The 14,167-nt window shown below is 66.7% G+C and carries 12 protein-coding genes; 4 read left to right on the forward strand and 8 right to left on the reverse strand.

Translation table 11 applies throughout. The features are described 5' to 3' along the window. Window positions 1-19 precede the first annotated feature (19 nt). The 3 genes from E5S69_RS04430 to E5S69_RS04440 all read left to right on the forward strand — a co-directional run bounded on the left by E5S69_RS04430 (window position 20) and on the right by E5S69_RS04440 (window position 2,252). On the forward strand, window positions 20-1,138 hold the full coding sequence (locus E5S69_RS04430; RefSeq protein WP_171513774.1) for an NAD(P)H-dependent flavin oxidoreductase: 1,119 nt from the start codon (window positions 20-22) through the stop codon (window positions 1,136-1,138). Window positions 1,139-1,308: 170 nt separating this feature from the next. Continuing rightward, the gene (locus tag E5S69_RS04435) at window positions 1,309-1,656 is read left to right on the forward strand and encodes a mechanosensitive ion channel protein MscS (protein ID WP_171513775.1); all 348 of its coding nucleotides are present in this window, start codon (window positions 1,309-1,311) and stop codon (window positions 1,654-1,656) included. Between the two features lie 11 nt (window positions 1,657-1,667). Next, the gene (locus E5S69_RS04440) at window positions 1,668-2,252 is read left to right on the forward strand and encodes a methyltransferase domain-containing protein (protein ID WP_171513776.1); all 585 of its coding nucleotides are present in this window, start codon (window positions 1,668-1,670) and stop codon (window positions 2,250-2,252) included. A gap of 178 nt (window positions 2,253-2,430) precedes the next feature. Here E5S69_RS04440 and E5S69_RS04445 read toward each other — a convergent pair whose 3' ends face one another. From E5S69_RS04445 to E5S69_RS04465, 5 genes are all read right to left on the reverse strand, one after another. Further along, window positions 2,431-5,547 carry an efflux RND transporter permease subunit gene (locus E5S69_RS04445; RefSeq protein WP_171513777.1) on the reverse strand — a complete coding sequence of 1,039 codons (3,117 nt, stop codon included), beginning with the start codon at window positions 5,545-5,547 and terminating at the stop codon, window positions 2,431-2,433. A gap of 6 nt (window positions 5,548-5,553) precedes the next feature. Then, complete coding sequence (locus tag E5S69_RS04450; protein WP_171513778.1) at window positions 5,554-6,714, reverse strand: efflux RND transporter periplasmic adaptor subunit; 1,161 nt, start codon at window positions 6,712-6,714, stop codon at window positions 5,554-5,556. A gap of 2 nt (window positions 6,715-6,716) precedes the next feature. Next, a complete protein-coding gene (locus tag E5S69_RS04455; protein WP_171513779.1) occupies window positions 6,717-8,168 on the reverse strand; it encodes a TolC family protein in 1,452 nt (483 codons plus the stop codon). A 214-nt stretch (window positions 8,169-8,382) separates the two neighbouring features. Further along, window positions 8,383-8,793 (reverse strand): cobalt-zinc-cadmium resistance protein, encoded by a 411-nt coding sequence (locus tag E5S69_RS04460; protein ID WP_171513780.1) that lies wholly within the window; start codon window positions 8,791-8,793, stop codon window positions 8,383-8,385. A 590-nt stretch (window positions 8,794-9,383) separates the two neighbouring features. Continuing rightward, window positions 9,384-9,917: a hypothetical protein gene (locus tag E5S69_RS04465; protein ID WP_171513781.1), complete on the reverse strand. Its 534-nt coding sequence runs from the start codon at window positions 9,915-9,917 to the stop codon at window positions 9,384-9,386. 482 nt (window positions 9,918-10,399) lie between these two features. Here E5S69_RS04465 and E5S69_RS04470 point away from each other — a divergent pair, with 482 nt between their 5' ends. Beyond that, window positions 10,400-10,696, forward strand: coding sequence for a hypothetical protein (locus tag E5S69_RS04470; protein ID WP_171513782.1), 297 nt, complete (start codon window positions 10,400-10,402; stop codon window positions 10,694-10,696). A 139-nt stretch (window positions 10,697-10,835) separates the two neighbouring features. Here the strand turns inward: E5S69_RS04470 and E5S69_RS04475 are convergent, their stop codons facing one another. From E5S69_RS04475 to E5S69_RS04485, 3 genes are all read right to left on the reverse strand, one after another. Next, window positions 10,836-11,456: a hypothetical protein gene (locus E5S69_RS04475; protein WP_336510565.1), complete on the reverse strand. Its 621-nt coding sequence runs from the start codon at window positions 11,454-11,456 to the stop codon at window positions 10,836-10,838. 384 nt (window positions 11,457-11,840) lie between these two features. Then, complete coding sequence (locus E5S69_RS04480) at window positions 11,841-13,463, reverse strand: rhodanese-related sulfurtransferase (RefSeq protein WP_171513783.1); 1,623 nt, start codon at window positions 13,461-13,463, stop codon at window positions 11,841-11,843. Continuing rightward, a complete protein-coding gene (locus tag E5S69_RS04485; protein ID WP_171513784.1) occupies window positions 13,460-14,077 on the reverse strand; it encodes a cysteine dioxygenase in 618 nt (205 codons plus the stop codon). Before E5S69_RS04485 ends, E5S69_RS04480 begins: the two co-directional genes overlap by 4 nt. Window positions 14,078-14,167: the final 90 nt, after the last annotated feature.

Genomic DNA, 14,167 nt, shown 5'->3' on the forward strand with positions numbered 1-14,167 from the left:
CCTGCCCAGGAGCTTCAAATTGACCGACTCGACCCACACCGCTGACCGGCTGCCACTGCTGCGCAGGCTCGGCATCCGCACCCCGATCATCCAGGCGCCCATGGCCGGTGTCAGCACGCCCGCGCTGGCCGCGGCCGTCACCCATGCCGGCGGGCTGGGCTCGCTTGGCGTAGGCGCCATGGACGCCGAAGCCGCGCGCAAGGCCATCCGCGAGACCCGCGCGCTGACCAGCGGGCCGTTCAACGTCAATGTGTTCTGCCATGCGCCGGCGGTCGCCGATGCGGCGCGCGAGCAGGCCTGGCTGGCCTACCTCGCGCCGCGCTTTGCCGAATTCGGCGCCACCCCGCCTGCCACGCTGCGCGAAATCTATCGCAGCTACGTCAGCGACGACGCCATGCACGCGATGCTGCTGGAAGAACGCCCGGCCGTGGTCAGCTTCCATTTCGGGCTGCCCGATGCGGGCCGGATCCGCGCGCTGCGCGAAGCCGGCATGGTGCTGCTGGCCAGCGCGACCTCGCTGGACGAGGCGCGCGCGATCGAGGCGGCCGGCATCGACGCGGTGGTGGCGCAGGGCATCGAGGCCGGCGGCCATCGCGGCGTGTTCGACCCGGCCGCCGCCGACGAGGGACTCGGCACCTTTGCGCTGGTACGCGTACTGTCGACGCAGACCCGCCTGCCGGTGATCGCGGCAGGCGGCATCATGGACGGTGCCGGCATTGCCGCCGCGCTGGCGCTCGGCGCGCAGGCCGCGCAGCTCGGCACCGCCTTTATCGCCTGCCCCGAGACCGTGGCCGACGTCCCTTACCGCGAAGCCCTGCTGCAGGCGCGCACGCGCCCGACGGTGCTGACGCGGGCCATCTCGGGCCGCAACGCGCGCGGCCTGGCCAACCGTTTTACCGAACTGGGCGCGGCGGCCGGCGCGCCCGCCGCGCCCGACTACCCCACCGCCTACGATGCCGGCAAGGCCCTTAACGCGGCCGCCAAGGCGCACGGCAGCGCCGACTTTGCCGCGCAGTGGGCCGGCCAGGCCGCGCCGCTGGCGCGCGCGTTGCCGGCGGCGCAGCTGGTTGCGGCGCTGGCTGGCGAACTCGCCGCCAGTGCGCGCGGGCTCGGGGCGCTGGCCGAAACCTTCGGGTAAGCCGTTTCGGACACGGGCCGTTTTACCGCGTCTTACACCGGGTTAAAAAAGACAGATCTGAAAAGCCGCGGTTACAAAGCTAACAAGTCGGCCCGGGCGCCGAAACACCTTGCGCGCCAATTTGCGTCCATCATTCAGGAACACAAGCTGTGCATGACAAGGAGTCCGAAATGCGCCCCTCCACCCGCATCGTCGCCGCGGCGGTCCTGGCCGCGTCCCTGGTAGCCGCCGGTTCCGCCTCCGCACACGGCCGCCACCACCATGGCGGCTCCAACGGCGGCGCTGTGCTCGCGGTCGGCGCGCTGGCCGGCCTGGCGCTGGGCGCCATGCTGGCCTCGGGACCGGTGGTGGCGGCACCGGTGGCGCCCCCGCCCGTCACCTACGCCCCCGCGCCGGTCTCTTACGCAGCGCCGGCGGTGCCGCCTGGCTATTGCTACCGCGACTACGATCGCGCCTACGTGCCGTGCGGACCGCAGCCTTCCGGTTATTACCGCGAGGCACCGTACTACGGCTACTGAGGCCTACCGCCATGCCGGTCGACCGCGACTATTTCGCCGGCCTGTACGGCCGCAACCAGGACCCCTGGGGCATCGGCACGCGCTGGTACGAAGCGCGCAAGCGCGCCCTGCTGCTGGCCACGCTGCCGCGCGAGCGCTTTGCCCGCGCCTTCGAGCCCGGTTGCGGCGGCGGCCACCTGAGCGCGGCGCTGGCGCCGCGCTGCGATGCGCTGGTGGCGATGGAGCTGGCCGAGTCCGCCGCCGAGCAGGCGCGGCAACGGCTGGCGCCATTCCCGCAGGCGCGCGTGCTGACCGGCGAATTGCCGCAGCAGTGGCCCGAAGGCAGCTTCGACCTGATGGTGTTTTCCGAACTGGGCTACTACTTTCCCAAGCCGGACTGGCACGAGGTCGCGGCGATGGCGGCCGGCGCGCTGGCCGATGACGGCGTCATCGTCGCCTGCCATTTCCGGCATCCGTTCGCGGAGCAGCAGATCACGGCACAGGCCGTGCATGAAGCCATCGGCGCGCAGCCTGGGCTGCATCGGCATATCAGTCACGATGAGCCGGATTTCGTGTTGGAACTGTGGACGCGGCAGCTGGAGATGCGGCTGGCGTAGAGTCACGGCACTATAAAAAGAGAAACGCCCCATGCAAGGTAATACTTGCATGGGGCGTTGTCTTTGGCGAAGCGACTGGCGAAGCGCACCGGCTCCTGACTGACCGCCTGGGTACTCCCTCTCCCGCTTGCGGGAGAGGGGAGCGAACAGGCTGTCTATCCAGATCAGCGAGCCCGCCTCACACCGGCACATCCCGCGTCGGATCCGGCTTGCGGTCGTCAAACCAGCGATACAGCGTTGGCACCATCACCAGCGTCAGCAGCGTCGAGGTAATCAGTCCGCCGATCACCACCACCGCCAGCGGCCGCTGCACTTCGGAGCCAGGGCCGGTAGAGAACAGGAACGGCACCAGGCCCAGCATCGCAATGGTCGCGGTCATCATCACCGGCCGGAAACGCTGCGTCGCGCCCTGCACCACCGCCTCATCGAGCGACAAGCCCGAATCGCGCAGCGTGCGGATATACGACACCAGCACCACCCCGTTCAGCACCGCCATGCCCCACAGCGCAATAAAGCCCACCGAGGCCGGCACCGACAGGTATTCGCCGGTGACGAACAGCCCGATGATGCCGCCGATGGAAGCGAACGGCAGCACCGTGATGATCAGCGTGGCAAAGCGCAGCGAGTTGAACAGCAGGAACAACAGGAAGAAGATCGCGGCGATGGTGACCGGCACGATGATCTTCAGGTGGCCCATGGCACGTTCCATGTTCTGGAACTGGCCGCCCCACTCGAGGTAGTAGCCTTCGGGCAGCTTCACCTTGGCGCCGGCGGCCTGCTGCAGCTCGGCGACAAAGCCGCCGAGGTCGCGGTCCTTCACGTTGATCATCACCACCACGCGGCGCTTGGCCATTTCGCGGCTGATCTGCGCGGGACCGTCGTTGACTTCGATGCGGGCCACGCTCTGCAGCGGCACCTGCATGCCGTCTGGGGTGTTGACCAGCAGCTGCCGGATCGCCTGCACGTTGTTGCGGAACTCCTCTGGCAGGCGCACCGCCGCGGCAAAGCGGCGCTCGCCCTCGAAGATGTCGGTGGCGCGCTTGCCGCCGATGGCGATCTCGATCACGTCATGGATGTCCGACACATTGAGCCCGTAGCGCGCGATCGCCTGGCGGTCGATCTCGATCGACAGGTACTGCTGGCCCGACACGCGCTCGATGCGGATGTCCTGCGAGCCCTGAATGCCGCCGGCCACGCGCGCGATCTCGCCCGCCAGTTCGCGCAGCTTGTCCAGGTCATCGCCGAACACCTTCACCGCCACGTCCGAACGCACCCCGCTGACCATCTCGTCGACGCGGTCCGAGATCGGCTGCGCCATCACGATCTGCACGCCCGGAATGGCCTTGAGCTTTTCGCGGATGGCATTGGCGATGTCGTCCTGGGTCCAGCCGTCTGGCCACTGGTCGCGGTCCTTCAGGCTGGCGATCGGGGTCGATTCGTTCTGGCCCTGCGGGTCCGCCGGGCTTTCGCCGCGGCCCACCCCCGACACCACCGACTTCACGCCCGGCACCTCCAGCACCAGCCTGTTGGCTTCCTTCTCCAGCTTGACCGACTCTTCCAGCGAGATGTTGGGCACGCGGTCGATCGCGGGCACGATCGAGCCTTCCTTCATCTCCGGAATGAACGAGGTGCCTAGCAGCGGCACGATCAGCAACGTGGCGACGAAGGCCGCGACCGCGCTGATGACGGTCTTGCGGCTGTTGCCCAGCGCCCAGTGCAGCAGGCGCAGGTAGTGGCGCTTCATGAAGGCGATCACGCGCGTGTCATGCTCGGCGCCGCCCTTGAGCAGGTACGACGACAGCACCGGCGACAGTGTCATCGACAGGAACAGCGAGATCGCCAGCGCGATCGAGATGGTGAACGCCAGCGGCGCGAACATCTTGCCTTCCATGCCCGACAGCGTCATCAGCGGCAGGAACACCAGGATGATGATGCCCACGCCGACAATCACCGGCGTGGCCACTTCCTGCACCGCCTTGACCAGGATCTCGGTCTTGCTCAGTCCGGGCTCCTTGTGACCAAGCCGCTCGAACGCGTTCTCGACCACCACCACCGAGCCGTCGACCATCAGGCCGATGGCGATCGCCAGCCCCCCCAATGACATCAGGTTGGCCGACAGGCCGACTTCGTTCATCACCATGAAGGTCAGCAATGGCGTCAGCACCAGCGTGGCCAGCACGATCACCGATGAACGCACATCGCCCAGGAACAGGAACAGCACGATCACCACCAGCACCACGCCTTCGAGCAGCACCTTGGTCACGGTCCACAGCGCGGCGTCGACCAGTTCGCTGCGGTCATAGTACGGCACGATCTGCAGCTTGCCCGGCAGCATGCCGCGCTCATTGATCTCGGCCACGCGGGCCTTCACGCGGCTGACCACCTCCTTGGCATTGCCCCCGCGCATCATCATGACGATGCCGCCGACCGCCTCGGTCTGGCCGTTCTTGACCAGCGCGCCCTGGCGCACCTCATGGCCGATGGTGACGTTGGCGACGTCGCGCAGGTACACCGGCGTGCCGTTGATCTCCTTGAGCACGATGCTGCCGAGGTCGTCCACGCCGCGGGCCAGGCCCACGCCGCGGATCAGGTACTGCTCGGCATAGTGCGGCAGCACGCCGCCGCCGGAGTTGGCGTTGTTGCGCGCCAGCGCCTCATAGACCTGCTGGATCGAGATCTGGTAGTGGCGCATGCGCTCGGGGTTGACCAGCGCCTGGTACTGGCGCACGTAGCCGCCCTGCGAGTTGATCTCGGCCACGCCAGGAATCGAGCGCAGCAGCGGACGCACCACCCAGTCCTGGGCAATGCGGCGCTCGGCCAGCTCTTCCTGGGTCAGTTCGCGGTTGCCGTCGTCGGCGCGGTCCAGCGTGTACTGGTAGACCTCGCCCAGGCCGGTGGAAACCGGGCCCAGCACCGGCGACACGCCTTCCGGCATGCGCCCGCCTACTTCGATCAGGCGCTCCATCACCAGCTGGCGCGCGAAATACACGTCGGTGGCATCGGTGAACACCAGCGTAATCAGGGACAGGCCCGCCTTGTTCAGCGAGCGCATCTCTTCCAGGCCGGGCAGGCCGGTCATCGCCATTTCCACCGGCACCGTGACAAAGCGCTCCACTTCCTCGGGCGAACGGCCCGCGGCTTCGGTGGCGATCTGCACCTGCACGTTGGTCACGTCCGGGAACGCATCCACCGACAGCTTGGTGGCAGCGCGCAGGCCGAAGAAGAACAGCACCACGGCGATCACGCACACCACCAGCCGCTGTTTGATGGCGGCTTCGACTAGGGATTTCATCATGGTCGATTACCCTTGCTCGAGGCGTTTGCGCTCGTTGTCCAGGTGGAATGCGCCATCGACCACGATGCGGTCGCCGGCCTTCACGCCGTTCTGCACCACGCGCATGCCGTCGCTCTCGGCGCCCAGCTTGACCTTGGTCAGGCGGTACTTGTTGCCGGGCATCTCGACGTAGACCAGCTCGTCGTTGCCGTCGCGCACCACCGCCGCGGCCGGCACCACCAGCTGGTCGACCGGCTTGCCGGCAATCAGCATGCTGGCCAGCATGGCCGGCTTCAAGCGGCCTTCGCGGTTCTCCAGCTCGGTGCGGACCAGCACCGTGCGCGACTGCGGATTGACCGTGCGGCCCACGTAGATCAGCTTCCCGGTAATGGTCTGGCGGCCGGCGCCGTTGGCCAGCGACGGCACCTCGATCTCAACGCTCTGGCCTTCGGCCACCTGCGCGGCCTGCTGCTCGGGCACCTCGGCCACCACCCATACGCGCGACAGGTCGGCCACGGTGTAGAGTGCGTCGGCCGGCTGCACCACCTGGCCCTGCGCCACGTTGCGCTCGACCACGGTGCCGCTGATGCTGGAATACACCGGCGAATGGGAATTGATGCTGCCGCTCTTGGCCAGCTGGGCGATCGACGCCGCCGACATGCCCAGCACGCGCAGTTGGTCGCGGTAGGCGCGCATCTCGGCCGAGGCGATCGCCAGTTCGCTCTCGCGGCGCTGCAGTTCGCCGCGGCCGATCACGTCGGCGGCAAACAGCTGGCGTGCGCGCTCGGCGTTGCGGCCTTGCAGCTCGGTCTGGGCCTCGCTCTTCAGGAAGGCCATCTGCGCCGCGCCCAGCTCGCTGCTGTGCAGGCGCGCCAGCACCTGGCCGGCCTTCACTTCCTGGCCCAGCGTGGCATGGAGGTCGGTCACGCGGCCGGTCACGCTGGCGCCGATGCGCGACACGCGCTGTTCGTCGAAGTCGATGCGGCCGGACACGCGCAGCATCTCGCTGAACGGTGAGGTCGATACGGGCGCCACCTTCAGGCCCTTCTGCAGGTTGCCCTCCGGCTGGATCACGCCGGGCGGCAGCTTGGGCGCTTCGGCGACCGGTTCAGGTTGGTCGGAACAGGCCGCCAGGCTGAACGTCAGGACGGCGGCGGCCGTCAGCGAAAGCAGGAAATTGGGACGCATGGTTATTTCTGTTCGAGGTTGGATGTCGGCTGCAGGCCCGGCGCGGCGGTGGCGCCGGGGGCAGTCGACATAAGCTTTTCGATCTGGATCGCGGCCAGCTGCAGGTCGTACTGCGCGGCAATCAGTTCATTGCGCGCGCCACGCAGCACGCGCTGGGCATCGAGGTAGTCCAGGATGCCGCGCTCGCCGAAGCGGTAGGCGGCTTCGGCCACGCCCAACGCCGACTCGGCCTCGCGCACGATGCCCGATTCCAGCGCCGTCACCTGGGCCTGGTTGATCTCGTACTGGCGGTAGGCCGCTTCCAGTTCCTGGGTCAACTCGAACTCGCGCGCCTCGAGCGCGCTGCGCGCCTGCGTGGCCTGCGCCGTGGCCTCCCCCACCGGGCCGCTGCGGCGATCCCACAGCGGGATCGTAAGGATCAGGCCGATCTGCGAGACGTTGTTGTCAGGCTGGCGGTCGGTGCTGGCGCGCAGCGCCACTTCGGGCCAGAGCAGCGACTTCTGGTAATCCACGCCCAGCTGCGCGCGCTCCAATTCCATGCGGCGCTGGACCAGCTCGGCGTTGCCGGCGGTCATGGTGTCGCGCAGCACCGGCAGCGGCGGCACGTCGGGCGACTGGCCCAGCGTGCCCGCCAGCGAAAACTGGCCGGGCATGGCGCCGCCCACCTGCTGGCGCAGCGCGGCCTTGGCCTGGTTGACGCGCAGCTCGGCGGTCTGCTGGCTCTTCTGCGACGCCAGCAATTCTGTCTCGGCCTTGATCAGCTCGTAGCGCGGGGCCTCGCCCACTTCCACGCGCAGGCGTGCGCGCGAATGGATCTGGCGCATCATCGCCAGGTCTTCCTCGGCGGCGTGCAGTTCGCTCTCGCGGCGCAGGACGTCGTAGTAAGCGGTTTTCACCCGGGCGGAGAGGTCGGCGCGGAAGCCCTGCCGCACCGCCTGCGACGATTCCAGCCCGCGGGTCGCCATGGCTTCGCGCAGGCTGCGCTGGTGCGGGTAATCGAACTTCTGCACTACCGCATAGCTGGGCGCATTGCCGCTGGTCACGCCCGGCTGCTTGCCGGACAGGCGGCCATACATCACCTCGACCTGCGGATTGGGATAGGCCCTGGCGCTGCTGATGGCGGCGCTGGCCGCATCGACATTGGCCTCGGCGGCCGCCACGCCCTTATTGGTGGACTGCGCCAGATCGAGCAGTTGGGGCAGCGAGTAGGCAGGCCCCGCCACGGCGCCGGCGGCACCGGCGGAGGCGGGCTTCGGCACGGCGGCGGCCGCCAGGATGGCGGCGCCCGGCAGGGGCGCGGCGGCAGGTTTGGACAGCGGTGCACGGCCAGCGGGCGCGGCACCGGCCACGTCCGTCGCCTGCGCGGACGCCCCGCCTTGGGCTCCGGCCTGGGCCGGGGCGGCGGCAAGCGCCAGCGAAAGCGACGCGATCAGGGTCAGCTTGGTTGTTGTCATGAGTCGGGAAAGCAAGCAATACGACTGCCTCTCGCCACGCTGACGCACGCCCCGCGGCGATGCCGTCACGGGGACGCCATCACGGCAGGACGCACAACGGCGGCGCTTGCCCGCGGTCAGGCCGCGGGCAGGCTGGCGATATCAGGCAAGGGGGCGCGGCCCGCGGCATCGCGGCTGCATGCGGCAGCCGAGGCGACACGGGCGCAGGAAACGATCAGGCGAGGGCTATGGGTGGCCGGAAAAAGGCCGAAGGCGGGGGGTCCGCGCGGCCCGGCGGGTGCTGGGCCACGTTGCCGCTAGGCAGCAGCAACTTCACTGGCGGCAAGGCAAAGAGCGCACTGGATTCCTCGATCTCGTCGAGCAGGTCGAGCGGATCGAGCAGGTCGGCCGACCAGATATTGCAGTACCCGGGCGGCGGGTCATCGCAGATATCGTCGTCGTGCAGGCCGTCATCGCCGGGCACCACGATGCGGCCCAGGTCATCGAGAGGTTGGGCCGCCGCCATGTCGATCAAATCTGCCCCCGCCTGCTGCAGCCCCGGCAACGCCGCGCGCGCGTCCGCCGCTGCTCCAAAGGAGAGCAGCGACAAGCACATGGCGGTCAGCAGCAGGAACAACAGTCGCATGGGATCGGGGCATTGACGGCATCACCGGGGCGAACTTGGCCGGCCGGGATGCTGCAGGACAGCATTGTAACTGAACGATTACGATTGACAGGGAATCGTTACGTTCGTTCCCTTGGAGAATGACAATAGAAGGCTGTGCCGAGACATAGTTGTAAGCGGAGGCGAAAATGACCACGGCTAGAGCTGGAACCAGAGATGAAGCCATCAGGCTCCTGCAGGCAAAGGGGGTCGGACTCGTTGAACTGGACTAGAATCTGGCTGGCAAGACGCTTCTGAACTCAGTCATCTAGGGGAAAAGTCTGGTGTCCGCGTGGAGTATCGCGGCCACAAAAGCATTGTTGTCAAGTCGGCGGCAGCCCATTAGTTCCGCTATGCGTGCCTGACGAGACGAGGACCAGCTCCGCTACCGCGCCGGCCGCCGCCGCATAGGAAACCAAACGGGCGGCAGAAGCCGACCACACGGACCTCTGGGCCCTTCCCATGAGCGACCGAAACTGGCCGGCAACGGGCGGTGAGCAACTGGCGCGGACAATCAGAAGACCGCTCGGGCCTCGCCCGGTGGGAGCGCCCAGCCGACATTTGCCCGGGGGCTAACGGCGCATCATGCCGCCGCTGGTCATCCCCATATAGTCCACCATCGTCTGCATCATCTCCTGCATCAATTCCATGTGTTGGACCATCATGTCGTGGTGCATGCCCATGTGGGCAGACATGTCTCCCTGCCCCATACCCATGCCGCCCTGCATTCCACCTCCGCCCTGCATGCCACCCTTCATTCCATCTTGAGCCTGAGCTGCGTGCATGGCCCGCATCATGGTCATGCTCTCTTGCATAACCTTGGCCTGCTCTGCCATCAGCGCCTGACGTTCCTCAGACGTCTTGGCTCTGGAAAGCCGCTCGTGCAAGGCACGCAGATGCGCAATTTGGGCGTCCACGGCTGCATCCCTCTGCGCTTTCTGCGGGCTTTGTGATTTGTGTGGTTTTTGCGAGCTTGCAGCAGCCGCTTCGCCGTGGCTGTGGTCGTGCTCCGGACCGCCTTGCTGCGGGCCGGCAGAAAACGCAAACGGCGTCCACGCAAGTGCAGATAACGCGATAACAAGGGGGGCCAGCCGATTCTTTTGCATGATGTCGTCCCTTCGCAAAGTGTTCAGGATGCGCGATAGTGCGCTTTTGTCAGTCTAGGCCGCAGATATAAAAAGCGCCTTGATAAGCATCAGTCCTGAGTCGGTGGCTCACATATGAGGCGTGTTAGCGCAAATGACGGTCCGAAACTGGCCGGCGCGGAATGCGCGCAGGTCGCGGGCAAACGACGCTCTGGCGCAAGGCGTTTGCCGCCCAATTAACGCAAAGTCTTTCAGTCATTGATTTTTGAAGACGCTCGCTTGACGCAGAAGTTTTTGGTTAACGTAGGTATCGGGTTTAGCCCTTTTGGATGACCAGCAACATTCTGCAGGTCCGCAAGCCCCCTCCCTACCTGCAGCACTCATTGCAACGAAAGGCGGCACGAAGCAACCGGACCCTTACCGTTTGTTACGCTGACCGAAGTCGCACCAAGATATATTGGAAGCGAAACGAGGATTAGCCTCGATACCTACAAGGAAACGTCATGATGAAGAAGACACTGGTAATTGCGGTCGGAAGTCTGCTGATTGGCCTGAGTTTTGGTGCCTTTGCGCGGGGCGGTGGCGGCGGGGGCGGCAATAACGGTGGCAACTTCGGTGGAGCAACGCTTGGTCACGCTAGCAACTCGGCTACGATAAATTCCAATGGCTCCTTTTCCAGCGACCGCGACAAAGGCTTGCAGCGTGCTGAGGACCGAAGGAGTTTGGAGGGTTCAAGTCACGAAAAGGCCCAAGACAATCGCATGCATCGCAACACTACCAGACACGCCAAAAAACACTGACGCTGGGTAGAATTGGGCGAATCGACCTGGGGCGCGCGCGCATACGGCCTTAATTGGGTACGGGTGCATCGCGCAAGCCCTTGTGTGCTCGCTTTCTCGGCTCACACTTGTACACCGGCTTTTGAGCACCCGATGCTCGTTAGTACGTTCCGTCATAGCTGAAGTCGTCAAACGCCGTCACGCTGTCGGCTTTCGTCCAGACCCCGACGGCGCCAGGCCCGGCAATATGGCGGTCGTCGGTTTCGATGTAAGGCTTGCCGTTGAAAAGCACGCGGACGTGCGTTCCGCTAAATTCCGCGCGGAGCGTTTGCCAGGCACCACGACGCACTTTTACGTCGACAGCTTTGAGTTCTCTTCGCCTTCCACGCTCGACGAAGTAGAAGGTAATGTTGTTTTCCAGAGCGTTCACGCGCGCCAGGTAGTAGCTCTCGCCGCTTGTCCAGCGCCACACAAGACCGCCGGCCTGGTCCTCTTTTCCGCTGAGCGGCTTGAGCTTGACCTCGACGAAGCCGTCAGCGATTGCAACGCCCCTCCTCACACACCAGGGGAACGTCCCCGCTCCCCTCTGCTTCAGGACGTTGGGTGGACTCGGGGCCGTCGAGTCTGCTTCCACAGACCATTTCGGAAAGCCACCACCCGTTGAGCCGATAGTCCAACCAGGGGGGAGTGCTCCGACGGCGTCGCCGTCAAAGTTGACTGTCGTCGCTGCGAATGTCACGACCGGCAGCGCAGAAAACAATGTGGCGATGATGCGTTTCACGTCCTTCTCCGGGTACCCATTCACATCTGCGGCAGCCAATTGCCCTGCTCTGCCTGACAGCACTCGCACCAGGCGTAGAGCACCTCGTACATGACCATGCCGTGGCGGAGCATCTGAGGGGTAGTGGCTGCGAGTCCTTTCACTGGGCTGCCGCCCTTCGGCCCGCTTACCCATCGTGCTCTGGATGGGATCCGACTGGCACCATGGCTAAGCCGGGTCGCCTTGCGCGCGTCGCCAAGCGATATTTTTGCCATGTCTGCCTGCAAACAGGTCTCATTGAGAGCAACGCGCTGTATCAGTCCCTTGTCGTCATTCTCCGTGCTCCCGACTGCCAAGCCGGCCTCCCATCACTGGAATGCCGTTACTGCATCGCATGCAGCCGCCCTAGACCACCGTGAACCCATGTGTCCCGTCGCGCTCAAGCTGCGCGATCAGGCCGAATTCCCAGTCCAGGTAGCCCTGCATCGCCTCCCGCGGGTTGTCGGTGCCTTCATAGGGTCGGCGATAGCGGTCGGTGCGCTCGGAGGCCAGACGCGTCTCGCCGTGCTCCAGCGGCAGGCCCGCGGCAATCCAGGCCTGGGTGCCGCCTTCCAGCACCAGCACCTCCGCATCGGTCAGGCGCCGCAGGTCGGCGGCGGCGAAGCGCGCCAGCAGGCTGGTGCCACAGGTAAGGACATAGCGCTTCGGCTGCCCGATGCGGGGCAGCGCGTCGGCCAGCTGGGCGCGAATGACGAAGTGCGCCCCAGGAATATGGCGCTTGACGTAGTTGGCGCTGGCGGTGAAATCCAGCACGGCGGTGGCGCCATCTTCGGACGCCAGCCAGGCCGCCAGCTGCGCCGCGCCGACGCTGGGTACGGGCGCGGACGACGGCACCGGCGCGGCCACGGCGCCGGTTTCGCTGCGCGCCGCGGCGGCGACCGGTTCCACCACCCACACCTCCCAGCCCATCTGTGCCAGCCAGGACCCCGTCATGCTGGCGCGCACGTCATCGTCGTCCGCCAGCACGATGCGCGCGCCGCGCACCGGCGCATTGTGGTCGGTCTCCTGCACCAGTTGCCCGCCCGGCGCGTTGACGAAGCCGGGCAAGTGGCCGTCGGCAAATTCCTCGGGCGTGCGCACATCGAAGCGGTACACGGTGCGGCTCGGTTGCTGCAGCGAGTCCAGTTGCGCCAGGGCGATGCGCCGCACGCCGGCCCGGTCGGCGATCTCGCGCGCGCCACGGCGAGCGCTGTCGCGGTTGGCGTCGCTGACCGCGGCCGGGGCGCGGCGGCTGGCCCCATGGTCCAGCTGCTGGCCGGCCAGGGTCCAGCCGATGGTGCCGTTGCGCAGCGCCGCCACCGGGTTCGGGATCCCTGCATTCACCAGCGACTGCGTGCCGATGATGCTGCGCGTGCGGCCCGCGCAGTTGACGATCACGCGCGTGTGCGGATCGGGGGCCAGTTCGCGCACGCGCAGCACCAGCTCGGCGCCGGGCACGCTGGTGGCAGTGGGGATGCTCATGGTCTGGTATTCGTCGAAGCGGCGCGCGTCGACGATCACCACGTCGGCCTGGCTGTCGATCAAGGCCTGCACCTCCTCGGCCGCCAGCGACGGCGTGTGGCGCTTTGCCTCCACCACTTCGCCGAACGCCTTGCTCGGCACGTTGACGTCGCGGAACACCTCGCCGCCGCCGTCGATCCACGCGCGCAGCCCGCCTTCCAGCCGATGCACGCGGGAATAGCCCAGTTCACGCAGCACCGTTGCCGCACGCGGCGCCAGGTCAGTGCCGGCGTATTCGCCGTAGACGACGATCAGCGTGTCGCGGCGCGGGATGCGCGCCCACGCGTCCAGTTCCAGCCTCGACAGCGGGAAGTTGGCAGCCCACAGCGGATGCTCCCGCGCAAACGGGTCTTCCTCGCGCACGTCGATCAGCGCGATCTCATCGCGGTTGCGCAGCGCCTCGCGCACGGCTTCGGGAGCATACGTCGGGATTGCCGGCGCGGCCGGCGTAGCGGTAATGGTGGTCATGACTGGGCAAGTTCGCGGGAACGGTCCCACGGGTTAGGCAGGGTCTGGTTGGAATAGCCCGAGACAAAGGGCTTGCAGGTGCCGTCCTCGGCGTAGACCGAGCGGCGCACCGCGCCGATATTGCCGCCGTAGACATGGATGCTGACCGAGACGCGGTCGTCGTAGGCGTTGTTGACGCGATGGATATCGCCAACCGCCGGCGACACGGCTTCGACCTGGCCGGGCAGCAGGCGCACGCTCGGGCCACTGGCAACCGGCCGTCCGGCGCTGTCGAGCGCAAACGGCTGCGCATCTTCCGCGCCGCGCAGCATGCCGATCAGGCCCCACACGGTGTGGTCGTGGATCGGCGTGCGCTGGCCCGGTCCCCAGACGAAGCTGACGATGGAAAAGCGCTCGGCGGAATCGCAATGCAGCAGGTGCTGCTGGTAGTACTCGGGGTGCGGCCGGGCACAGGCTTCGGGCAGCCAGTCATCGCGCGCGACCAGCGTTGCCAGCAAGGCCCCGCCTTCACGCAGGATGCGCGGCTCGTCGGGATACTGGTCGAGCAGCGCCGCCAGGCCGGTAATGAAATCGCGCAGTGGCGCCAGCGCATTGGGGGTGCAGGAACTACCCATGGGAATGCTCCGGATTGTCTCGTGGTGGTTGCCGGGCGCAACGCGCCGGCCGCGCGGCCCTCTGCGGGGCGCTGCCCCGCAAACATAGCA

The organism is Cupriavidus necator, assembly GCF_013141915.1.
Lineage (GTDB): Bacteria > Pseudomonadota > Gammaproteobacteria > Burkholderiales > Burkholderiaceae > Cupriavidus > Cupriavidus necator_B.